Raw genomic sequence first — 21133 nt, 5'->3', positions numbered from 1 at the left:
CCATTCTGATCCTCTGAGATTCAAGTGTATAGTTACCAGTTCCGCAAACGTCTATTCACATATCCCAAATCGAACAATTGATGGCGACTTCCTCTATACCACTCCATCATATCCTTGTATTCAGGATCTTCTGGGTTTTTCAGTATTCCCAACAACTCAGCATATCCGTATCGCCCCCCTACATCCTCTGGAGGAGCTTCTCCCTCCCAGTCCAGACACACTGGATGATTCTTATCGTAGTCATCAACAATTTCATGGAGACGGATATGAACTATCCAAGAATCCCCAAAATCATAGTTGTAGATGATTTCCCTGTACTGCGGGAATACATCGTGGAGGAACACCAAGCTGTCATCCTTTGTTGTTTCCCCCTCCTCTTCAAACTCCCGGGGGAAACCGGTCAAAGTATATTTCAGCCTTCCATTTGGATGTCGTTCTATCCAGAAATCATGGAGATGGTGATTCAACCAACCAAACAGAGTCTGCAATACATTGTGGAACTCTCGGAACGTACAATTAAGGGGTATGAGAACGCGGCGGTGACATGTACTATCCAGCTCCAGGTCTACGTCAAAGACAGCAGCCTTGCATCGAAAGAGAGGTTGCCCATATTTCTGCTCAATATCACTGGAGAATTTATCGGAAATATGTACATAACCGCTTCCTTCTGTAGTCTTAACAGTCAGGAAATTTGTATTGAGATACCGAATTACCTGCCTCTGTAGCAGTACCTCGGGTGAGTACCTGTTAAAAAAGAAGTAGGCATGTTCACAGACATTGTTCAGTCCTGCAACCACCGAACGATTTGCTGTCTTGCTGAACGTTACTTGTTCTCCACAATCCTGGAAGTACTGCTCAATGATGGAAGGAGCAAAGCACATAGTTTCCAGGCAGGCTCTCACCCCCTCAAGGAGCAAAATCTCGATATTCTTCACATCGCCTCGCTTGATGCCATAGAGAATGAACGCATAGCGAGATGCATCATTGCTTACCACAATCGTTCTCCTCTGGTTTACCATAATCATATTGGCACTCCACGAGAAGAGTGGATCAATTGCAGTATCTACCGGGACTGCTTGTATCTTCAAGTAATCCAGGAGTTTCTTTGTACATCCTATTTGCATGAATTGCCTCTTCTATTGTTTTAGCTGCAATACCATCTCTTTACACTACAGATCATCATCGTGTGTTTTCGGGAGTAATTGCTCTTCATTGCCAAACCACTGGGCCTCCAAAGATGGCAATCTGGGTTCCGCGATATAGAGGAGATTTGAACCACGATAGTTCAGCAGCAAATCCAGGAATTCCTCTGAATCATACCGTTCACCATCAATGACGAACGCCAAATCATCATACGTTTCCTCATCATACTCAACACCTATCACTCCCATGGGGGAGAGAAAATCATCTTCCATCATGGTAGTGGGTATAAGCAACTTGGCAACACGTTGTTTCAGCTCTTCGACGGCAAGCTTCCCGTCCATTTCGAAGGGGGCGGTAAAGGATATTGTTTGTAGAGCATCCGGCTTCCCTTTGTAGGCATAATAGATAACACCATCATGATAAATCTCCATCTTCACCTTGAAACGTTGCCGATTGACAGTAATAGTCTTTGGATGAGCATATTTGGCTACATCCAACCCCAGCCGCTCACAAAGATAGGCATTGTAACAATCCCAACAGAGATGCAGCACCTTTTTATCAGCTTTCTCAATATGGTGGTCTGCTTCTTGGGTACATCGGTCACACTTATGCAATAACATCATTACTCGTTCCTCCTTAGGCAAAGCATAGAGTAACCCATGTAATGAGACAAGGAAAAGCTACAAATTGTTACGTCTTTCTACTCTTGTAACTTATAGAACCAATAGGGGTGTTGGTACGCAACAAGAGTGATTTCAATAGAAGATGGCTGTATTTAAGAATCAGTGACTACGACACTATATGTTACACCTGATGGGATAAGCTGTCAGCAGGAGGCAAGACATATGGCCAAGATGACAGCAGAGGAAGTTGTTGAACGGATGAAAGGGATACCTGATTTCATCCTCAGCAAGATTGCAGAAATACCCGATTCCTATGACAAGGAAGCCACGGTTGCAGAAGGATCCATATTTGAACGATGTCCGAAATGCGGATTGCTTCATCCGAGGGTCATAAAGGGTGGCAAGACATCCACCGGGTGAGCAGATGTTCAGATGCTTGGATTGCCAGAGCCGTGAAGCATGGAACGACATGATCAAGATGACGATTGCAGGCGACAGTCTGCAAGCGGTTTCACTTGCTTTGGGCATAAATGTCGCAACGGCATTCAGGATGAGGCACAAGCTCCTGTGTTCCTTGGAGGAGGAAGAAACCACGGCAATGCTCACGGAGCAGGTGGAACTGGACGAGAAATACTTTCCCAAAAGCCATAAGGGGAAGAAGCTGGGGGATGCTGCAGGAAAGAAGAGGGGTGCCCCCTCTTCCAGGAGGGGCCTGTCAAATGAAAGGTATCAATACCTCAGGGCAAGAGCTGAACTCAGGAGGCGTTGCCTCCTTTTCCGCCCAAGGGACGGGGTATCTCACCTTGCTTTCCCTGCACTCGCTCCCGAGAGGAACCATCATGATGATTCCTTTCCTCTCGCTCCATTGGGGAATGATCATGCGAAACACCGAGAAAGCTGGCATTGTCCTCTTATAAGAGAAAACTATTGGGTTATACCCATAAGAACTGGTAGTTTTTCCAGAGTTTTTAGGGTTATACCCATAAAAACTTTCTTTACTTATGTAGTTTTGCTGGGTATAATCTTTATAAGAGGTGTTCATTCATGCTCAATCGACCGTTGTACTATGAGAAAATCAGACCATTTATAAACAAACCCTTTATTAAAGTAATCACAGGGATTCGTCGATGTGGAAAATCGACCATGATGCTGCTCATACAACAACTCCTAACCGAAGAGGGAGTAGAAAGCAAGCAAATTATCTCAATCAACTTTGAGAGTATGAAGTACTACCACTTACGCACTTCACTCGCTTTATACAACTATGTGTCAGAACTTCTAAAAACAATGAAGAGCCCTGCATATGTGTTCTTCGACGAAATACAAATAGTGGAGGATTGGGAAGAAGCAGTAAACTCACTATTCCTCGATTTCCAAGTTGATATGTATATTACCGGATCAAACTCACAGCTTCTTTCATCGGAGCTCTCTACCCTGCTTACTGGCCGCTTCATTCATATAGAGATGCAGGTATTGTCCTTTAGTGAGATGCTGGAATTCAGATCAGGCAAGACGGATACGCAAGAAAATCTGCTTTGGTTCTATATCAGGCGAGGAGGTTTTCCTGCTGTTCATCTGACCTCCGATTACGATGAAAATTTGGCATATATGATCATCAACGACATCTTCGATTCCATAGTCCTTCGTGATGTGGTCCAGCGATATAAAATTCGGGACGTCGAGCTATTGCGAAGAATTTTGAACTTCATCGCTGACTCAGTCGGGAATACCATTTCTGCAAAACGCATTGCCGATTATTTCAAGAGCCAGGCAAGAAAGGTTGATATCAATACCGTCTATACGTACCTCGATGCATTGGTTAGCTCTTTCCTGATCACGAGAGTCCAACGATATGATATCCAAGGTAAAGAACGGCTGAAAACACAAGAAAAGTACTACCTTGCCGATTCCGGTCTTCAACATGCCGTCTTTGGGTATAGGGATAGGCATATATCCGGCATATTGGAGAATATCGTGTATAACGAGTTGGTCAGACGGGGATACACGGTATACATAGGAAAGCTGGATACCCGGGAAGTCGACTTCATTGCAGAGCAACCTCCTAATAAACTGTACGTGCAAGTTGCCTTCAAATTAGAAAGTGAAGAAACGGTACAAAGAGAATTTGCACCGCTACTCGCCATCCGTGATTCGTATCCAAAATTCGTGGTAACAATGGACTCTCACTTCCAAGACACCATTGAAGGAGTACGGCATATAGGGTTATATCAGTTTCTCACTGATGAACATCTGTTTTAATGAAAGGAAAGTATGGAGCTATCCCTTATCTAACGATGCAAAATTACTTTTCTGATACCGCTTGTGAGAAGGAGAGTAGATGGCCTCAAGGGAAATAGAGAGAAACGCAACTTTACAAGAAATGCTTATACTCCCCTACTCCAGCCTCATTGCAGCCTTTTTCATTCCCTCAAAGATGGAACTTGAAACTTCCTTTGGAAAGTTCGCAGGAAGCTGTTCAGAGGTCCTATCGATTGCTCCAGGCAACTGCTCAAGCATCTCAGTGAATATCTCTTTCATACTACTACCAGCACCACATATCCTGGCTGTCTCTTCCCAGTGTCGTTTTAGTATTCTGTTCCACTCATAATGCCCATCTAGAGTCATAGCCATCTTGAAATTCTTTGGCGAAATCATTCGGGCTCCATGGCCCATTACCGGATATACAGACATAACGTCATACAATGGTGTTAACGAGTATCGGCCTTGTTTCCCGATAGAGATGCTAAAATTCTTTGCATGCCCGTCCGGGGCTGCAAGCAACCAAAAGAGAAGCTGCGTTTTCAGAAATAGTTTTCTATCTCTTTGCGGTTCACTCGATGAAAGCAAGAAATGCATGATCTCAACAATACCAGGCCCTCCTTCATGCTCATATTTCTTTTCAGGGGAGACTCCCAGAGCCTGGCATAGGTCTTCCTGCGGAAGCCTCATCCACCAAGAACCATCAGAAGAAAGTTTCCTGTCAAAACGTTCAACAACAAGAGTTCGCTGCGTTCCAAATACTGCAATATCTGCTTTAGCAACATCGAGACCAAATGCTTCAAGAATCTTGAGGCACAACCATTCAATTTCTATGGATTCACGCATATCCACCCTCAATGCCCCGATTTCACCAAGTGGCAACTTGAAGATATGCGTAGTCGGTGTTGCTCCAATAGGCTTACACCACTGTCCATTATTTCGAAGTAATGCTGTTTTTTCTTGTGCCCCGGCAATTGAGATACGTAGCGTATCATCACCAGGAAGAGAACCCGTGGAACTCGCATGGAGAACCTTCTCAATCCCTTTCTCGCTGAGAGGTTCTCCTTCGATTACATGAACATCTGGAACAATACTTCTTTCAGGCAATATCTGGAGAGCACCAACACAATCGCGACCTATTTCAGAAAGTAAGTCGAAAGGAGAGCTAGAAGAAAGTCCATACCGCCTTTGAATCCTCTGTCTTATATCCGCATTATCTGGGAGAAGATTGTCAAAGAAGGATGCTACCTCTGGGCCTTTTATTTCTTTGGAAACCGGTCCAAGCGGAAGAGAGAGGGAAAGAGGACGTGCATTTTGGTCTCTCAGATACGACTCCACATACCTAAAGGATTGCTCTGATCCTAAGCGCGTCCATTTCCCAACATGTTCACCGTTCATCCAAATATCCAGTGTCTGTTTCATCACCACGCATCCTTCTCTGTCTCTTCATCTGGGAGGGGCTTTGGTTGCAGAAGCATCTCAATCTCCAGAGCAGAGACAAGCTTGAAAAAGCTTTCAAGGGAACACCGCTCTGGATGTGATTCCAGGGCAGATATGGTCTTGGGCAACAGTCCCACAAGTTCTCCAGCTTGCTTCTGTGTGAGGTTCAAGCTCTTTCGTCTACTTTTTAGATAATAGGCAAGTTGGAACGGGGTCAATATTAGGTTCTGCATAGGTCCTCCACAAAAACAGCATACCCCATAAGGTATATATTGTAGATATACCCTATAGGGTTAATTATAGATTTTTACCCTTTAGGGTATAGAACGACCAATAATCTAAGTTATATTTCACAAAAAATCGAAATACTGAAAATTTTTGCCGGTATCGGCAGTAATTTTCAGAAGCTCCTCACATGGAACTGTTAGAGACCTACAACGATGCTACGAAAGCTTTCTTCCCAAGACAAAATGACATGACTGATTCTTCTCTATGTATGCAACACTGGCATACCCCGGAGTATCACACGCTGGTCATTTATACATTTTGAAAGTTTTTTATAAAAGACAACGGCATCATGTACACAAACAAGCCAATTTCTATAAAAGACGGAGCAAGAAAGCAATGTGCCTAGCATATTGATGCTTGTAATAGCAAGTTTCTTAGATCAACCAACCATCTATGACCCATTTGCCACATACTGTCGCTTACGGTTAAGCCACTCTGTGGGAGTTTGCTGTTCCAGCCTCTTCGTCGATCAGAGCGGTGATATTCAGTCCATCTGGTCCATGATCTACAATCAATAGTGAATTTTCACTTTATCATAGTGAATATTCAGTATATCCTGGAATATATGATAGAAAACTGCGGAAGAAAGAGCTCAAGCCGGCAGGAGTATATATACGGCAAGGAACTTCAGCTGCCCCTGCCTCCGATGAAAAAATACGTCAAATGATCAAGATTAGTGATGGAGATTATTATGAACGTATGCGCTCCCTCATCCAGGACTTGACCTTTGAACAAGCAAGGCTCGTATACAAAGAGAAAGACATACCGTTTGAAAAAGAACATTTCATTCGACTTGGCATCATTGAAGAGACTGGGCTTTATACAAATCTTGGCCTTCTACTCTCAGATCAGTGTATGCATACTATTAAGGTAGCTGTATTCAGTGATGAGGCAAAAACAACCTTTAATTCTGCGAAAGAATTCAGTGGTTCGGTCCTGACACAATTGGAAGATACCTATACCTATCTTATGTTGTGTAATCAGAATCGTTTTCAGATTGACGATCTCTCTCGTCGCGAGTATTGGGATTACCCAAAACAAGCCCTTCGGGAAGCATTACTCAACGCAATCATACATAGAGACTATGCTTATAGTGGAAGCATCATCATAACCATTACCAAAAAACACATTGAATTTGTTTCCATTGGGGGTCTTGTGGGAGGGCTAACCACAATGGACATTATGGCTGGTATTTCACAACCAAGGAACCGTTTGCTTGCTGATATCTTTCATCGTTTGGGTTATGTTGAAGCTTATGGGACCGGACTACGTAGGATCAGAGAACTATATACACATATGGCAGCCCATGAACAAATCGAAGTCACACCCAACACATTCAAAATAGTCCTTCCAAACCAGAACGAGAGTCAACCAGTGGAAGCAAGTGCAAAGGAACCTATTCCGCTCTACTCGTCCAAGCAATTCAAACAAATCTTGGAGGAAATTCAAAGAGTTGGTTATGTCACTGATGAATCAGCACAAACTTTGCTTGGAGTAAAGAAGACCCGTGCATACCTCATCCTCCGTCAGATGATTGATGCTTCCCTGATCAAAAAACAAGGTCGGGGAAAAACAAAGAGATATGTACTGAAACGGATCTTGATCAATCGATAGGTCTGGTTAGCCAGGGGAGATATCTTCACATCCTTCTCTGCAGAGGAAAGCTCCAGCTCATTGAGCATCTGGTAAATCGTCAAGTTGGCGACAAAGGGGTCCAAGCCCCCTCGTTGATGAACCACCTGAAGAGCTGTTCCATCCTCACAGCTCTTGCAATGTTTGCATGTTTCTTGACTAGCATTGCATTGTTAGGAATACGTATTATAAGCACTATAAGTGCTGAAATATAGCTATTTATACAAAATCGTAGAAGACACTCGTTGACTTCAGCCTGTCATTAGAATATCGTATATATAGAATATACACTTAGTATTGTATGGAAAAAGGAGCATGTCTTGGCATACGAGAAGGAAAGATTAGAAAACGCTCTTGCGTATATTGCAATCATCCATAAGAAGCTCACAAACAAGCCTGCATATCAGACATATATCTATAAGTATCTTGCTTTGATTGATTTTACAGAAGTAAAAGAAACTGGAAGAACAATGTTCGACCTCGATTATATAGCACTCACAAATGGACCAGTGCCGAGTGTACTGTATGATAACCGTGAAGAGAATTTGAGAAATCAACCATTTAGAGATACCGTAGTTCTGAAAAAGACCAGTGAACAACAGATAATCTATGAACCAGTGGCAGAACCAAATCTGGAATTCTTTTCAGATCATGAACTTGATTTGATAGAATCAACTCTAGAGAAATATGCATCTCGGGATATCACTTGTGATAAGATTTGTGAAATTACACATAGAGAAATCCCGGCTTGGAAAAAGGCCTGGAGCAAGAGAAATACGAGTCAAAGAGTACCGATTAATCCACTGGATTCGTTTCCAAATATCTTGGAAAAGGATATTACTGCGAGAACTCCTATCGAAGAGGCTGCAGTCCAACATTTCATGAAAAATGTCATCTAGATAGGAACTCAAAATTGTGAACCTCGACAATTTCCAAGTTGGAGTATTATTCAAGTGGCATGACTTTCCATTTCAGCAAGATGAGATTGTGAAGGATTGATATTTCATGTATCTTGGATGTCCAAATAGCATGATTACGCCTCAGATTGAATACTTTTTGGTCACTGGCACTTCTTTAATACAGTATTACGAACCAAACGGAGAAAGGTGCCATTCTCAACACATACGTTTCAATGCAAATGAGCATAACCTTCCCCTCGATACAGTCTTTGATATAGATATCGGGTTTGATCATTTTCCTGAAGACACAGTAAGTCTCCAATGCAGAAATATGAAAATAATGAGCCATCTATCTGAGGAAGGGTTAGGTACATTATTTGGTTGTATAGTAAATTAAGCGCATAGTTCACTCCAAGTAAAGAGAGATATCAAAAGCGCATTCGAGCATTTTGGATTATGCAATCTACCCACAGTCACGCAACGAAGAAGGGGTAAATATTCATTCAGATAACAATATCGTGCATATCGTATTCTCATCAGTTTCTTATAGATAGATGGAAGACTCCTCACTCATGTATACAAACAAGCAAATTTTTACCTACTCAACGACACTGTCTGGACAGGATCAAGTACGACGCCTACAAGACAAACATCCAAGCGGTGGGTGAAAACCATGACAGGTCAATGCGTGAGCTCTATGGATTGAAACCTGAGGAATCGCAGTAAAGGCCGTTTGCTTCGACTCCGCCTGTTTTGAGATGGCTGAGGCCACCCCATTCAAGCAGTCCCGCTACAGTCATCATCAACGGTTCGGATTGATTCCCTCGGTATCGGACAAGCGCTTTCAGCGCACAAGAATATTCAGACGAAGCGATAGTTACTCACACATCCTTAAGGAGCGTTGTTTCAGTAATTGCTCGTAACCTAGAGAACTATATCAATAATAATCCCAAAATATCTACTCTTTTGGTTTACGTTTTTATTAAATTACTATATTATATAAACCGTAAGGAGGTCCTGCCATGTTTGGAGAACGATTTAGACGTGCTCGCTCTGCTTCCGGATTATCAATGAAGGAACTTGGAGACAGCGTTGGTGTCAGTGCAAACATGATCAAGAAATATGAACATGGAGAAAGCATGCCTTCCTCTCCTGTGCTCATTCGTCTCGCAAAAACTCTAGGAGTAAAGAGTGAATACTTTTTTCGCCCCAATACGATAGTACTGGGTGAGATACAGTATAGGAAAAGAGCATCCCTTCCAAAGAAGACATTACACAAGATAGAAGCTGAAGTAGTAGATCAAGCAGAACGTTGGATGGAGCTCAAGAACCTCTGGCCTAATTTTCCGATCGATTCACCGAATTTGGACCTACCGGTAAATACCCTGCATACCTATGAAGATGTAGAAATGTATGCAAATAGCATCCGTGAGAAATGGGGACTTGGATCACAGGGCATTACTGATCTTACGGCCCTTCTAGAAGAACATGGGTATATAGTCATCATGATTTCATATGCGAGTGAAGGTATGTGCGATGGATTACAAGCAGTAATTGAGGACATGCCAATCATCGTGTGCCAAAGCAATGGGGATGGAACACGCCAACGATTTACGATGGCGCATGAACTTGCACATCATCTCTTATCTAGTTCGTTGGATAGCAATCTCGATGAAGAGCTCTGCTGCCATCGTTTCGCAGGATCCTTTCTGCTTCCTCTCGACTCTCTTAAGAGAGAGATTGGAGAGAAAAGACATTCCTTGGAAATAGCTGAGCTCTACCATCTGAAACAACGCTATGGCATCAGCATGCAAGCGTGTATAAGAAGGGCTTTCGATACAGAGATCATATCACAAACTGAATACACGAACGTATGTAAACTATTTTCCTCTAGAGGTTGGAGAAAACAGGAGCCGGGAGAACCATACCGCTGTGAACAATCTTCCCTCTTTACCAGACTTGTGTATCGTGCTCTTGGAGAACACATCATTGGAGAATCGAAAGCTGCAGAATTATTGGGAAAGAACTTGATGGAGTTCCATGCGGATAGGTTTATGGGAAAAGAGTGATGCCAGTTCTCATTAGTGACACTAATATCATTATAGACCTAGAAGAGGGTCATATTTTAAAGGAATTATTCAGTCTCCCCTTCTCTTTCGCGGTTCCTGACATTCTTTATTTCGAGGAACTGGAAAATTCTCATGAGTACTTGCTTGATTATGGCTTGTTACTCCAAGAACTCTCCATCCACTCATTGAAGGAAGTCACTACTATAATTGAGAAATATCCAAAACCAAGTAGAAATGATTGTTTTGCGTTAATGCTTGCAAAGCAAGAACAATGTCCACTTCTTACAGGAGATGAAGACTTAAGGAGTGCTGCAAGGGAAGAGGGAGTTGCCTGCATGGGAACTCTTTGGGTTGTAGAACACATGGTTCAATATGATATCATTACCAAGAAAACAGCATTTAATGCATACCAAGAAATGAAAAACCATAAACGAAGACTCCCCTGGAATGATGCATTCAACCGACTTGAAGCACTTGCCACACAATAAACCCTCCCTGTATGCATGTTATCTGTTACCTTGCATGGGTGTCTTATGGGTACTCGGTATCACTGACGCATAAATAATGTTCAATATTAAAGACTATATGCTATATTTGTTTCTATAATTAAACATTAACCTGTCAGTTCATTGAAAACTCGATAGAAAGAACCTAAGCTTTTTCTATGGGACAGAAAACGATCACGCTGTTACCCTCAGCACAGCGAAAACTCACTCAGATGGGTGTACAGATAAAACTAGCCAGACTACGAAGAGAACTCCCTGTAACCCTGGTTGCGGAGAGGGCGGGGATCAGCCGGGCAACACTCTGGGCAATCGAGAAGGGCTCACCTTCTGTCTCGATGGGAGCATATGTACAAGTTCTGCTTGCCATCGGGTTTGTTGATGATTTGCTTCTCATTGCCAAGGATGATGTATTGGGAAGAACACTCCAGGATATGAAGCTTCCCATTGGCAAACGTGCAACAAAGAGGAAAACTCATGGCAAATGTAAGACCACTTCCTGAACAATTTCCTTCAAAGCATTCACCGAATCCCTAGGAGACTCTAAGTGATAGAATTCCAGCATCTTCTCGATTTCTCTCTTCATACATGTTCCTTCCATCGTAACAAGGTCTGTAAGGTGGTACTGTGATACAGAGGAGCCAAGGAAGACATCATCTCCCAATCCAGTGCATATACTTGGTCTTCAGAAAGCCGCAAATCATCAAACAACAAATCTTGGATAGCTTTTTTACTCTGAATCTTGCGAATTTTATAGAGTGTATCAAGCAATGCTTTCTCCGGTGTTGCGAGACGAAACCCATGGCCTTGCTCCGGGGCTGGCTCCAACGCCCAGGGGAAGACAGATTCAGGAATATACAGGAAACTATATCGTCCGAATGGGGTTTCATAGTGTTTTTCCTTGTTCAAGCGAAACCCTGCGCTTTTCATTTCATATACTCTCTCAGGTATCATCTGATGATAGGCCAGCGCAGTTTCAAAGGAGATATAGCTCGGGCTATAGATCATACCAGCAACAGGGAGATGAGGATCAGAAAGGCTATCAGCATACACTCCACGGATGATCTGGATAATCTCACCTTTTTTAATCATCTGGGTGAGTTTTGCCTTTGGGGAGGCATATGAGGACAACTCATACATCACATACTCCCGTGTCTTTAGCACTATCCTATCTCCTATACGTATGATTATATCATACTTTCAGAAGATAGAGAGCATATTTTGAACACTATTCAGAATATAGTGGTATCAAGCGGCTAAAGTAGCGCTTGAAAGTGAATCTACTGACAATACGCAGAGTAATTTTCACGCTATACTCCGACAATACGCAAAGTAATTTTCACGCTATACTCTGACAATACGCAGAGTATTGAGTCACTTCATCCCGACACATGCCTGGCTGCCTCCCTTTTCCGTTTAAGCAGGGCACTGACAGTTGTGTGGCGGCGGGCTAGGATCATGGTGTAGACCAAGTCCACCACCAGGAGTTGAGCGAATCGGCTGAGCGTGGCCCCTTCACGGAAGAGCGACTCGCTATTCACGACATTGAGCGTGTAATCTGCCTGGCGGGAGAGGGAGTTTCCCCCGATGCGGGTAATGGCAATTACTGTTGCACCATTCTTCTTCGCCTCCCTCGTATTCCTTGCTGCCATCGACAACGTTCCCCAGGAGTGCCTAGAAGCTGCCTACCTGGAAGGAACTGGAGAGTGGAAGCTCTTCTGGAAGATTATCTTCCCCTTAATCATTCCCTCCATCACCATCATCACGGTACTTACCATTATTGGAAGCCTTAACGTATTCGAGCAGATCTATACGATGACCGGCTTGGATGGAGCTCCGAACTACTCCACTGACACCATCGGGACGCTGTTCTATCGAACAGCCTTTGGCTCGATCGACGCAGGAAGTCCAGAGATAGGGATTGGCTCGGCGATCGGCCTGGTCATCTACCTGTTGACCTTCACGGTCTCCCTCCTCTCCATCTTTGTAACCAGAAAACGGGAGGTACAGCTATGATCACCGACTTCCGCTACCGTGGAGCCTCCACAGGAAAGAAACTCTTTATCTCCATAGCCATCTTCGTGATGTCTCTCTATGTACTGCTCATCCTCTATCCTTTGATCAACATGGTGCTCTCCTCATTCAAGGACAACCGTGCAATTCTCACCACCCCGTTCTCCCTCCCGGAGGAGTTCAGTTTCTCCTCCTACAAGACGGTATGGATAGACAAGGGCTTTTCCAGGTACTTCGCCAACAGCCTGTTGGTGACCACCACCAGCATGGCCTTTGTACTCCTCTTTGGTTCCATGGCTTCCTACGGTATAAGCAGATACACCTACCGGCTCAACACGTTGGTCTACATGCTCTTCCTGAGTGGAATCATGCTTCCCTTGAAGGCTGCGATCATCCCTCTCTTCCTCCTGATCAAAACCTTGGGGCTTATCAACAAACCACTTTCGGTCATACTCATCTTCATGGCGATGGGACTCCCCTCCACCGTCTTCATCCTGGCAGGGTTCATGAAGGGAATCCCGTTGGAACTTGAGTATGCTGCCAAAATCGACGGATGCAATGACTTTGCCATCTACCGCCGTGTGGTGATGCCGATGGTTGCCCCGGCTATTGCCCTGGTCACCATCTATAACGCTGTACCCATCTGGAACGACTTCTTCTTCCCCTTGGTATTCCTCCAATCAGACAAGGTGAAAACCCTGCCTGTTGGACTTTCGACGTTCTTTGGCCAACACAGCACAAACTGGAGCTTGCTCTTTACCGGCCTATCCATAGCAATACTGCCCATGTTGATCCTGTACTTGTTCATGTCCAAGTACTTCATCAAGGGAATGACCGCTGGTGCGGTTAAATAGGAGAATCCATGTCCCATACCAATCTACCTACCACAGAGATGAGAAACCCAGCTTCCTACCGCATCGACACCAAGAGCACGCTTGAAATACTCACCATCATCAACCAAGAAGACCAGAAGGTCCCCCTTGCTGTTGCCCAGAGGCTACCCGAAATCGCTTCCCTGGTGGATGATGTCGTGGTCTCCTTCAAGAAAGGAGGAAGACTCTTCTACATCGGGGCTGGGACTTCCGGGAGGCTTGGGGTACTGGATGCCTCTGAATGTCCTCCGACCTTCGGGGTGAAACCCACCATGGTCCAGGGGGTTATCGCTGGGGGGCTTCCCGCCCTTACCACTGCCATTGAGTCGGCAGAGGATGACCCAGAGGCTGGGATTGAAGAACTGAAAAGGAGAGGCTTCACCTCTACTGACGTCTTGGTAGGCATTACCGCCAGCGGCCAAGCACCGTATGTCATTGGGGCAATGGCCTGGGCACAGGAGCTCGGGGCAAAGGTGGGAGCGATCAGCTGCAATGAATACTCAGCGGTATTCGACCATGCAGACCATAAGATCTACATCGCCGTCGATGCTGAAATCATCACCGGCTCAACGAGGATGAAATCGGGGACAGCCCAGAAATTGGTGTTGAACATGATTACCACCACTGCGATGATCCGAATCGGGAAGGTGAATAATAACTTGATGGTCGACATGCTTCCCCTGAACGCAAAGCTGGTAGACCGTGCCAAGCGCCTGATCAGTGAGGTGACTGCCTGTAGTCGAGAGGAAGCAGAATTGCTGTACGAGTCGAGCAACGGGAATGTCCGAGTTGCCATCCTTATGCATATGCTCTCCCTCAATGCAGAGGATGCGAAAAACTTGCTTGAGAAGAGTGAAGGAAGCCTGAACCGGGCACTGGACAGCAGAGGAGTGGTACATTGAGAGAAGGCTTTACCTTTGGTATTGATGGAGGAGCAACCCGTTCACGTCTTGCCGTCCAGGATACAGACGGGAACCGGGTACGCTCGGTAACTGGTGGACCAACCAACCTCTACACCGGAAAACCCGAAGAGGCTGCACTACACCTGCGCGAGCTCTTTGACCAAGTCAAGGAGTTTGGACCATTCAAAGCAGGATGCATTGGTTCAGCCGGACTGGGAAGAGAGCAAGAGAGAAATACCTTTTCCAGCATCCTGGAGACACTGCTTCCCTCTGTTCCTGTCAAGCTCTGCAGCGATGGGGAGATTCTCCTGACCGGTGGCCTTGGCGGCCCCGAGGGGTATGCATTAATCAGCGGAACAGGCAGTATTGCAATGAGCAGAACAAAGAAAGGAAAAACCATACGTTCAGGTGGGTATGGATACCTCCTGGGTGATGAGGGATCGGCCTACTGGATTGCTCATCAGGCTCTGATGAGGTCACTCCGCTCACTCGATGGACGGGACCTTCCCACAGCAATGCTGGAGAGGCTTCTGGAAGCCTGTGCTCTTCAGAAGAGTGAGGAGTTGGTCTCTTATGTGCACCACAAAGCCAGCAAGGCTGACATCGCATCCCTCGCCCCGATCGTGACCACGTTTGCAATACAGGAAGACCCCCTAGCCCTCGCAATTCTCGAACAAGCTGCAAGGGAGTTGGTTGCCTTGGTGAAAGCAGTGCAGAATCCAGAGATTCAGAACAATGAATTGGTGGTAGCGGGTGGTGTTTTGGAACACGACCCAGTCGTGCGTCCACTCTTTGAGCGCTTTCTCTCTGAACGCCTGGAACACCTTGTCATCATTGAAAGCAGAGGAACTGCTCTCGATGGAGCGTGCCTGCTGGCAAGGGATTTGGAGAGAAAAGAAAAATAAAAAATCAAATCATTTACTTATATAAAGATATAAATACCTAACAAGCAGTTCAAGTCCAACATTTCTTCGCTAATTTGCCTTGCATATGTGTAAAGTATGATGTAAAGTGTGATTGGAGGCTAGGTATGAACAGGACGAAAATGACATTATCGAATGGCCCACTGACCGCCGTGCTCATCCAACTAAAGTTCTCACCAATTATGCAAATTGCAGAATATATCCCAAAAGTACAAGATCTGTTGAGGAGAAAAGATTTTCCTCTATTTGATGTGCTACAAGGGGAGAACTTTCAAACAGGCCCACATGGCGAAATTAAAACAGAGAAGTTAGAGCAATGGGTTTTTTCATCCAATGATTATTCTGAGAATATTCTCATCGACAAGGATACCCTCACCTACCAAATCACTGACTGCAGTGGGTATGATTACCAAGCATTTATTGGAAAATTTATCGAGGCTGTGAACAGTTTCGATTCCATTGTTGATATCTCAGCCGTCACTCGTCTTGGTCTAAGGTATATTAATGTAATCCCAGAAAAAGAGAACCTTTCTTGGAAAGAAGTATTACATGAGCATTTTCATGGAATGCAATTTCCAGAATCGGTATCATGGAGTGACAATGCCTTATTTGCTTACTCAACACAACGTGGTGTTCAAATAGAGTCTATAAAAATGTTGAGCAATTTCCAATTGAGGATTATGCAAAACCTCAATGGATATAAATATCCCCAGGATATCATCAAATTCCCATTGGGAGCTCCGGAAGTTTTTAAGGATATAAACCTCGTCACCTTTGTTGATATTGATCACTACATTCTCCTGAAAGCAGCAAAAAAGCATGAGGTCATTGAACAATTGGACTCCATCTTTGGGGAATTGCATGCAACCATAGAAGAGGTATTCTTTACTAGTGTAATTTCAGAAAAGGCAAAAATAGTATGGAAGTAATTGTAGCTTATAAAGAAATGTATCCAAATACTCTGCTCGATCGCTGGCAATCCTCTGTTGCTGAATATGGGAGATATACGCAAAAACAGGTTTCCTCAACAGGTTACGACCAAATCCAAATAACCAATTCGATTATTACAACCAGTACGTATAGTAACGAGATTATTAGATGGTATGCGGGTAATTCTCATTTCCCAAGGTTCTGTATCTCAAATAGTTTCATTTTCGAGAATACTATTGAAAATGAAAATTGCTCTGGACTTGAGTCTATTGAAACGAAAGACTATCAAGAGCAATTTGCACAGATCAGCCGTTTCTTCTCCTTCAATAAATCTGAATGGGCGCGAATCTTTTCTGTATCAAGAGTGAGTATCTATGACTGGTTAAGCGGAAAAACAACCCCAACAGGAGAGAAAGCATACAAGATCAGTAGTATCTACAAATTAATAGGCACCCTACCTGATACGAGCATTCCGATTTCCCGAACATACCTGTATCAGAATATCCAGAAGTATAATAAATCATTATTAGACATATTCTTAACAAGCACAGATATTAGTAAGGATTATGAAAATTTATCTGATATCTTAGCAATTCTGATCCGGCGATCAAAAAACACCCATGACAGATTAGCCAGACTCGCAAAAGACAGGAAGCCAAATGAAGCAACCTTGGATTATAATCTTAGTATCACTGGAATCAGATGAAACAGTTAAAGACACAATACACCATAAATTTGAAGCATTGTTCCAAATCGACCGTATTGCACTTGAAGAGATGTATTGCTTATTTGAAGATGAGATGACACTGTATGAGTTGGGAATCTATAAAGTCTGGGATAAAGAATACATAACCTTACGAAGTGGGTGCCAGGAATGATCCGTTTGCCACCCTATATGGTATATTTCTGACCTTCTGGAAACATGGTTTACATACCAACAAATGTACAAACACACCTTCAGTCAAACCAGACAATATCTCTCTATATTTTAATACGTTAGTATCTTTTGCGCTATTCCACCGGAGACTTTTGCATCATGAAAAAACTGTGGATACCATTGGCAGATTGAATACAGTATTTTGTTCACCATGCTACAGATATGCCTATTTGCATTTTAGGGAATTACGAGTATAATACTCATAAGTATATTATATAAGCAGGAGAGCACCACTATGTTTATAGGAAGGGAGAAAGAGTTAGGATTGCTTGAAGAACTGCATGCTTCCGGAACCTTCAAGTATCTAGTTCTCTATGGCAGACGACGTGTTGGGAAAACCTCGCTCTTGAATGAATTTAGCAAGAAAAGAAATGTGATATTCTATTCTGCACAAGCCAAAAATGACAGGCTGAACCTCTCAGACTTCTCAAAGACACTACAACTCCATTTTTCTGGATCATCCTATGGGGCGTTCGAAGATTGGAATGCAGCATTCTCCTATGTATTTGATCAAACATCTGAGGAACGAGTTACCCTGATTATTGATGAATTCCCTTATATTGCTGAAGAAAACCCCTCAATCAAATCCATTCTTCAACATGCAATTGATAAGAAATGGAAGCATAAGAATATTTTTCTAATACTATGTGGTTCAAGTATTAGCTTCATGGAAACTGAAGTCATGGGTGCAAAAAGCCCTCTCTACGGAAGGGCTACCAGTAGCTTGGAACTACAATGTTTTAATTATATAGAGAGTGCTCGTTTCTTCCCTAACTACTCCATAGAGGAAAAACTCCTGTGTTACGGCATTCTCGGAGGCGTCCCCTGTTATCTTGCTGCTTTCAATGACAAGAAAACCATTACTAAGAATATTGAGAAAAACATTCTTCGAACAGGATCATTCCTTAAGGAAGAAACCCAGAATCTCCTAAAAATGGAACTGAGAGAACCTAGAATATATAACAGCATCTTTGAGGCTATCGCTACAGGTGCAAGCAGACTTAATGAAATTGCCCAGAAAATCCACGAGGAACAAACCAAATGTTCCAAGTACATCAGAACCTTAAAGAACATGCGATTGGTTGATAAGGTAACTCCAAGCGGTGAGAAAGACTCCAGCAAAAAGAGCATCTATCAAATTAGCGATAATTTCTTTCTGTTCTGGTATCACTTCATCTTTTCAAACAAGAGCTACTATGAGCTATTGGGTGATGAGGAAGCCGCACAGGAAATATTTGAACATCTTTCCCACTATATGGGTAGCGTTTTCGAAAATATTTGCATGCAATACCTCACCATACTCGCAAAGCAAAGAAAACTACCCTTTGTCCCCCACACCATGGGAAGGTGGTGGGGCGGTAATCCAAACACAAAAAAGGAGGATGACATAGATATTCTTGCTTTTGACGTTCACAAGCAATCTGCAATAGTGTGCGAATGCAAATATCGTAGCAAATTGTTTGGCATTGATGAATATAAAGACTTTCTCCGCTCGGCGGAACTATTCCACCACATTGAAAACCGTTACTACTACCTATTCAGCAAATCGGGCTTCACCGAAGCAGTAAAAGCCAACGCCCAGAGAGAGGGCGTTACGCTTGTTGCACTGGAAGACCTGTTCTTGGTTGACTAACCAGAACTAGCACCGGGTAGAGGGACCATGCACCTAAAAGAGGATCACCAGCATGTGGTGACCCTCCCAATGATAGAAATGCTCTTTTTAGAATACAGAATCTGGGTCGTAGTGATCCATCACATTGCTCTTGTCAACCAAGACAGAGGGGATCACTACAGAAGTTGGCTTAGAAGCGGTATGGAACGCATCAGACTTTCTGCCTTCTGCAACATCCAGACAGTACATGATGGCATCATAGACCATTGACGGGTGGTAGGTGGCTGTTGCCTTTACCAACGGGTCATCGTTCATAATCATCTCGTACGCTGCCTTGGAGCCTGCACCACCAAAGACCAGCTTGATATCCTTTCGGCCACTCTCCTTGATGGCCTGAAGGACTCCTGTCATGACATCATCGTCCTGACAGTACACCGCATGGATCTCAGGATACTTCTGGATGTAGTTCTCCATCAGCTCCAAGCCCTTCTGCGTCGACCAGTCGGCGAAGTCATAGTTTCTTCCACCGGCGAGGTTTACCAAAGATTTCTCCTTCTGCATCTCGTCGAAGAACGCATTCATTCTTTCGCCATCAATTACCACAGGCATACCGCCCATGGCAACATACTTGGTCAAGCCGTTTTTCTTCATGTAGTCTCTCATGAAGATACCGGAGACCTTGCCCATCTCAGTGTTATTACCTGCGAGGTTGATGTATCCGAAGGACGTATCGGTCAGACCACGGTCAACTACGATACACTTCACGCCAGAGGCATGTGCTTCCTTCACCACAGGGGTAAGGGGAGCTGACTCATGAGGAAGGATCACCAAATAATCCATGCCCCATACCATGAGGTCTTCGACATCGGAAATCTGCTTTGCATACCCATCAGCATGCAAGACCTTGAACTCATACTTGCCAGGATATTGCTCCTTCAGTTCCTTCACAGCCTTGTCTGCCCACCAGCCGATACCTCCAGTCCAGCCGTGGTCAGGAGAAGGAACCGCAATACCAATCTTGGGAACACCAGTCTGTCCCTCAGAGACACCCTGGGCGAAGATCATACCGACGGCAAAAATCATACAGAGAGCGATAATCGTAACTCTTCTCATTTCCAATCCTCCTTGATTGAACCTTTATTTGTTACCGTTGTTGTACTGCAAGAGCACCGCAACAATAATGACAAACCCTTTTACTGCCTGCTGCAGGAAAGCACTGACGCCCCCCATAACAAGCATATTGTTTATGATCCCAAGCATCACCGCCCCCATCATGGTACCGATGACGCTTCCCTTTCCTCCGCTCATCAGGGTTCCCCCGATGACCACCGCTGCAATTGCGTCCATTTCATATCCAGCACCGTCGCTGGGGTTGATGCAGTTGAGTCTGCTCGACCACATCACCGCCGTCATTCCAACCGTGAAGCCTGTGATGATGTAAGGAAGCCACTTCACAATGATGATGTTTATCGCCGAGTACTTCGCAACCTGCTCATTGCTTCCTGTTGCACAGAGATACCGGCCAAAACTCGTATGGTTCAATATAATATGCAAGAGAATTCCCACGATGAAGAAACACCAGACCGGAATAGGAAGGCCTAATAATACGCCGCTGCCCAGCTTTCCATAATCCATATTCTCCGAGAGGATGGTACCTGCATTGGAGAAGTACTGGATCAGAGAGCGGAAAATCGACATGGTACCGAGGGTAACGATGAACGGTGCCATCTTGAACTTGGCCACCAACAAACCGTTGAGTGCTCCGCAGAGCGATCCTAGCACCAAGGCAAAGAGAAAGGTCAGGACTATACCCCAGATTGACTCAGGACCAAAGAGATTGAGAAAATAGATTGCAATTCCCCCTACAAAGGCGGTCATGGAACCTACCGAGAGATCAATACCCCCACTGATGATGACCAGCGTCATCCCCAAGCCAATGATCCCTGTATAGGAGATTTGCCTAAGAATGTTCGTCAGGTTCCTGATCTTCAGGAAATTGGGCCACCCGAGAATGGTGGCGATCACCACAAGGATAAGGAACGCCATCCCCAGGGAATGATCCTTGAACCGAAACTTTTTCATAGATGA

General features: G+C 44.2%; 24 protein-coding genes. 16 read left to right on the top strand and 8 right to left on the bottom strand.

From position 1 onward, the window contains the following. Window positions 1–32: 32 nt before the first annotated feature. Together DYP60_RS01470 and DYP60_RS01465 are read right to left on the bottom strand one after the other, a co-directional pair. Entirely contained in the window at window positions 33–1124 is a 1092-nt protein-coding gene (locus DYP60_RS01470; protein ID WP_117329084.1) for a plasmid pRiA4b ORF-3 family protein, read from the bottom strand. A gap of 45 nt (window positions 1125–1169) precedes the next feature. Continuing rightward, complete coding sequence (locus DYP60_RS01465; RefSeq protein WP_117329083.1) at window positions 1170–1766, bottom strand: DUF7685 domain-containing protein; 597 nt, start codon at window positions 1764–1766, stop codon at window positions 1170–1172. A 222-nt stretch (window positions 1767–1988) separates the two neighbouring features. Between DYP60_RS01465 and DYP60_RS01460 the strand changes: the two genes are divergently transcribed. From DYP60_RS01460 to DYP60_RS01450, 4 genes are all read left to right on the top strand, one after another. Beyond that, window positions 1989–2186 (top strand): hypothetical protein, encoded by a 198-nt coding sequence (locus DYP60_RS01460; protein WP_117329082.1) that lies wholly within the window; start codon window positions 1989–1991, stop codon window positions 2184–2186. Window positions 2187–2225: 39 nt separating this feature from the next. Continuing rightward, window positions 2226–2417: a hypothetical protein gene (locus DYP60_RS14415; RefSeq protein ID WP_206363086.1), complete on the top strand. Its 192-nt coding sequence runs from the start codon at window positions 2226–2228 to the stop codon at window positions 2415–2417. 68 nt (window positions 2418–2485) lie between these two features. Beyond that, a complete protein-coding gene (locus DYP60_RS01455; RefSeq protein WP_133299265.1) occupies window positions 2486–2683 on the top strand; it encodes a hypothetical protein in 198 nt (65 codons plus the stop codon). Between the two features lie 127 nt (window positions 2684–2810). After that, window positions 2811–4025, top strand: a complete 1215-nt coding sequence (locus tag DYP60_RS01450; protein ID WP_117329080.1) for an ATP-binding protein — start codon at window positions 2811–2813, stop codon at window positions 4023–4025. Between the two features lie 135 nt (window positions 4026–4160). Here the strand turns inward: DYP60_RS01450 and DYP60_RS01445 are convergent, their stop codons facing one another. Further along, complete coding sequence (locus DYP60_RS01445; RefSeq protein WP_117329079.1) at window positions 4161–5447, bottom strand: type II toxin-antitoxin system HipA family toxin; 1287 nt, start codon at window positions 5445–5447, stop codon at window positions 4161–4163. Next, window positions 5447–5698 carry a helix-turn-helix domain-containing protein gene (locus tag DYP60_RS01440; RefSeq protein WP_117329078.1) on the bottom strand — a complete coding sequence of 84 codons (252 nt, stop codon included), beginning with the start codon at window positions 5696–5698 and terminating at the stop codon, window positions 5447–5449. The genes DYP60_RS01445 and DYP60_RS01440 overlap by 1 nt, the downstream gene beginning before the upstream one ends. Window positions 5699–6416: 718 nt before the next feature. Here DYP60_RS01440 and DYP60_RS01435 point away from each other — a divergent pair. The 5 genes from DYP60_RS01435 to DYP60_RS01415 all read left to right on the top strand — a co-directional run bounded on the left by DYP60_RS01435 (window position 6417) and on the right by DYP60_RS01415 (window position 11359). Beyond that, window positions 6417–7367 (top strand): ATP-binding protein, encoded by a 951-nt coding sequence (locus tag DYP60_RS01435; protein WP_117329077.1) that lies wholly within the window; start codon window positions 6417–6419, stop codon window positions 7365–7367. 338 nt (window positions 7368–7705) lie between these two features. After that, window positions 7706–8284 (top strand): type II toxin-antitoxin system antitoxin SocA domain-containing protein, encoded by a 579-nt coding sequence (locus DYP60_RS01430; protein ID WP_165849461.1) that lies wholly within the window; start codon window positions 7706–7708, stop codon window positions 8282–8284. Window positions 8285–9306: 1022 nt separating this feature from the next. Beyond that, window positions 9307–10353 carry a helix-turn-helix domain-containing protein gene (locus DYP60_RS01425; RefSeq protein ID WP_117329075.1) on the top strand — a complete coding sequence of 349 codons (1047 nt, stop codon included), beginning with the start codon at window positions 9307–9309 and terminating at the stop codon, window positions 10351–10353. After that, window positions 10353–10841, top strand: coding sequence for a PIN domain-containing protein (locus DYP60_RS01420; protein ID WP_117329074.1), 489 nt, complete (start codon window positions 10353–10355; stop codon window positions 10839–10841). The genes DYP60_RS01425 and DYP60_RS01420 overlap by 1 nt, the downstream gene beginning before the upstream one ends. A gap of 176 nt (window positions 10842–11017) precedes the next feature. Then, a complete protein-coding gene (locus DYP60_RS01415) occupies window positions 11018–11359 on the top strand; it encodes a helix-turn-helix domain-containing protein (RefSeq protein ID WP_117329073.1) in 342 nt (113 codons plus the stop codon). A 79-nt stretch (window positions 11360–11438) separates the two neighbouring features. Here DYP60_RS01415 and DYP60_RS01410 read toward each other — a convergent pair whose 3' ends face one another. After that, complete coding sequence (locus DYP60_RS01410) at window positions 11439–12020, bottom strand: type IV toxin-antitoxin system AbiEi family antitoxin domain-containing protein (protein WP_133299264.1); 582 nt, start codon at window positions 12018–12020, stop codon at window positions 11439–11441. A gap of 215 nt (window positions 12021–12235) precedes the next feature. After that, window positions 12236–12508, bottom strand: a complete 273-nt coding sequence (locus tag DYP60_RS01405; protein WP_117329071.1) for a MurR/RpiR family transcriptional regulator — start codon at window positions 12506–12508, stop codon at window positions 12236–12238. Here DYP60_RS01405 and DYP60_RS01400 point away from each other — a divergent pair. The 7 genes from DYP60_RS01400 (at window position 12444) to DYP60_RS01370 (ending at window position 19066) form a co-directional block, all read left to right on the top strand. Continuing rightward, entirely contained in the window at window positions 12444–12872 is a 429-nt protein-coding gene (locus DYP60_RS01400) for a carbohydrate ABC transporter permease (protein ID WP_240622805.1), read from the top strand. The genes DYP60_RS01405 and DYP60_RS01400 overlap by 65 nt on opposite strands. Further along, entirely contained in the window at window positions 12869–13723 is an 855-nt protein-coding gene (locus DYP60_RS01395; protein WP_117329070.1) for a carbohydrate ABC transporter permease, read from the top strand. The genes DYP60_RS01400 and DYP60_RS01395 overlap by 4 nt, the downstream gene beginning before the upstream one ends. An 8-nt stretch (window positions 13724–13731) precedes the next feature. Further along, window positions 13732–14643: an N-acetylmuramic acid 6-phosphate etherase gene (gene murQ, locus DYP60_RS01390; protein WP_117329069.1), complete on the top strand. Its 912-nt coding sequence runs from the start codon at window positions 13732–13734 to the stop codon at window positions 14641–14643. Beyond that, window positions 14640–15548, top strand: coding sequence for an N-acetylglucosamine kinase (locus tag DYP60_RS01385; protein ID WP_117329068.1), 909 nt, complete (start codon window positions 14640–14642; stop codon window positions 15546–15548). Before murQ ends, DYP60_RS01385 begins: the two co-directional genes overlap by 4 nt. A 125-nt stretch (window positions 15549–15673) precedes the next feature. Continuing rightward, the gene (locus DYP60_RS01380; RefSeq protein WP_117329067.1) at window positions 15674–16495 is read left to right on the top strand and encodes a TIGR04255 family protein; all 822 of its coding nucleotides are present in this window, start codon (window positions 15674–15676) and stop codon (window positions 16493–16495) included. Beyond that, window positions 16486–17202 carry a hypothetical protein gene (locus tag DYP60_RS01375; protein WP_117329066.1) on the top strand — a complete coding sequence of 239 codons (717 nt, stop codon included), beginning with the start codon at window positions 16486–16488 and terminating at the stop codon, window positions 17200–17202. Before DYP60_RS01380 ends, DYP60_RS01375 begins: the two co-directional genes overlap by 10 nt. Before the next feature lie 466 nt (window positions 17203–17668). Then, window positions 17669–19066, top strand: a complete 1398-nt coding sequence (locus tag DYP60_RS01370) for an ATP-binding protein (RefSeq protein WP_117329065.1) — start codon at window positions 17669–17671, stop codon at window positions 19064–19066. Window positions 19067–19153: 87 nt separating this feature from the next. Here the strand turns inward: DYP60_RS01370 and DYP60_RS01365 are convergent, their stop codons facing one another. Next, window positions 19154–20158, bottom strand: a complete 1005-nt coding sequence (locus DYP60_RS01365; RefSeq protein ID WP_117329064.1) for a substrate-binding domain-containing protein — start codon at window positions 20156–20158, stop codon at window positions 19154–19156. Between the two features lie 24 nt (window positions 20159–20182). Beyond that, window positions 20183–21127 carry an ABC transporter permease gene (locus DYP60_RS01360; RefSeq protein WP_237446396.1) on the bottom strand — a complete coding sequence of 315 codons (945 nt, stop codon included), beginning with the start codon at window positions 21125–21127 and terminating at the stop codon, window positions 20183–20185. Between the last annotated feature and the right edge of the window lie 6 nt (window positions 21128–21133).

The sequence above is a fragment of the Sphaerochaeta halotolerans genome, from assembly GCF_003429665.1.
Lineage (GTDB): Bacteria > Spirochaetota > Spirochaetia > Sphaerochaetales > Sphaerochaetaceae > Sphaerochaeta > Sphaerochaeta halotolerans.
This window is presented reverse-complemented; position numbering and strand designations above follow the sequence as displayed.

Bases quoted from the DNA above. Each gene is read 5' to 3' on its own strand.
- DYP60_RS01470 (WP_117329084.1), bottom strand. From the start codon at position 1,124: ATGCAAATAGGATGTACAAAGAAACTCCTGGATTACTTGAAGATACAA.
- DYP60_RS01465 (WP_117329083.1), bottom strand. From the start codon at position 1,766: ATGATGTTATTGCATAAGTGTGACCGATGTACCCAAGAAGCAGACCAC.
- DYP60_RS01460 (WP_117329082.1), top strand. From the start codon at position 1,989: ATGGCCAAGATGACAGCAGAGGAAGTTGTTGAACGGATGAAAGGGATA.
- DYP60_RS14415 (WP_206363086.1), top strand. From the start codon at position 2,226: ATGGAACGACATGATCAAGATGACGATTGCAGGCGACAGTCTGCAAGC.
- DYP60_RS01455 (WP_133299265.1), top strand. From the start codon at position 2,486: ATGAAAGGTATCAATACCTCAGGGCAAGAGCTGAACTCAGGAGGCGTT.
- DYP60_RS01450 (WP_117329080.1), top strand. From the start codon at position 2,811: ATGCTCAATCGACCGTTGTACTATGAGAAAATCAGACCATTTATAAAC.
- DYP60_RS01445 (WP_117329079.1), bottom strand. From the start codon at position 5,447: ATGAAACAGACACTGGATATTTGGATGAACGGTGAACATGTTGGGAAA.
- DYP60_RS01440 (WP_117329078.1), bottom strand. From the start codon at position 5,698: ATGCAGAACCTAATATTGACCCCGTTCCAACTTGCCTATTATCTAAAA.
- DYP60_RS01435 (WP_117329077.1), top strand. From the start codon at position 6,417: ATGATCAAGATTAGTGATGGAGATTATTATGAACGTATGCGCTCCCTC.
- DYP60_RS01425 (WP_117329075.1), top strand. From the start codon at position 9,307: ATGTTTGGAGAACGATTTAGACGTGCTCGCTCTGCTTCCGGATTATCA.
- DYP60_RS01420 (WP_117329074.1), top strand. From the start codon at position 10,353: ATGCCAGTTCTCATTAGTGACACTAATATCATTATAGACCTAGAAGAG.
- DYP60_RS01415 (WP_117329073.1), top strand. From the start codon at position 11,018: ATGGGACAGAAAACGATCACGCTGTTACCCTCAGCACAGCGAAAACTC.
- DYP60_RS01400 (WP_240622805.1), top strand. From the start codon at position 12,444: ATGCGGGTAATGGCAATTACTGTTGCACCATTCTTCTTCGCCTCCCTC.
- DYP60_RS01405 (WP_117329071.1), bottom strand. From the start codon at position 12,508: ATGGCAGCAAGGAATACGAGGGAGGCGAAGAAGAATGGTGCAACAGTA.
- DYP60_RS01395 (WP_117329070.1), top strand. From the start codon at position 12,869: ATGATCACCGACTTCCGCTACCGTGGAGCCTCCACAGGAAAGAAACTC.
- murQ (WP_117329069.1), top strand. From the start codon at position 13,732: ATGTCCCATACCAATCTACCTACCACAGAGATGAGAAACCCAGCTTCC.
- DYP60_RS01380 (WP_117329067.1), top strand. From the start codon at position 15,674: ATGAACAGGACGAAAATGACATTATCGAATGGCCCACTGACCGCCGTG.
- DYP60_RS01375 (WP_117329066.1), top strand. From the start codon at position 16,486: ATGGAAGTAATTGTAGCTTATAAAGAAATGTATCCAAATACTCTGCTC.
- DYP60_RS01370 (WP_117329065.1), top strand. From the start codon at position 17,669: ATGTTTATAGGAAGGGAGAAAGAGTTAGGATTGCTTGAAGAACTGCAT.
- DYP60_RS01365 (WP_117329064.1), bottom strand. From the start codon at position 20,158: ATGAGAAGAGTTACGATTATCGCTCTCTGTATGATTTTTGCCGTCGGT.
- DYP60_RS01360 (WP_237446396.1), bottom strand. From the start codon at position 21,127: ATGAAAAAGTTTCGGTTCAAGGATCATTCCCTGGGGATGGCGTTCCTT.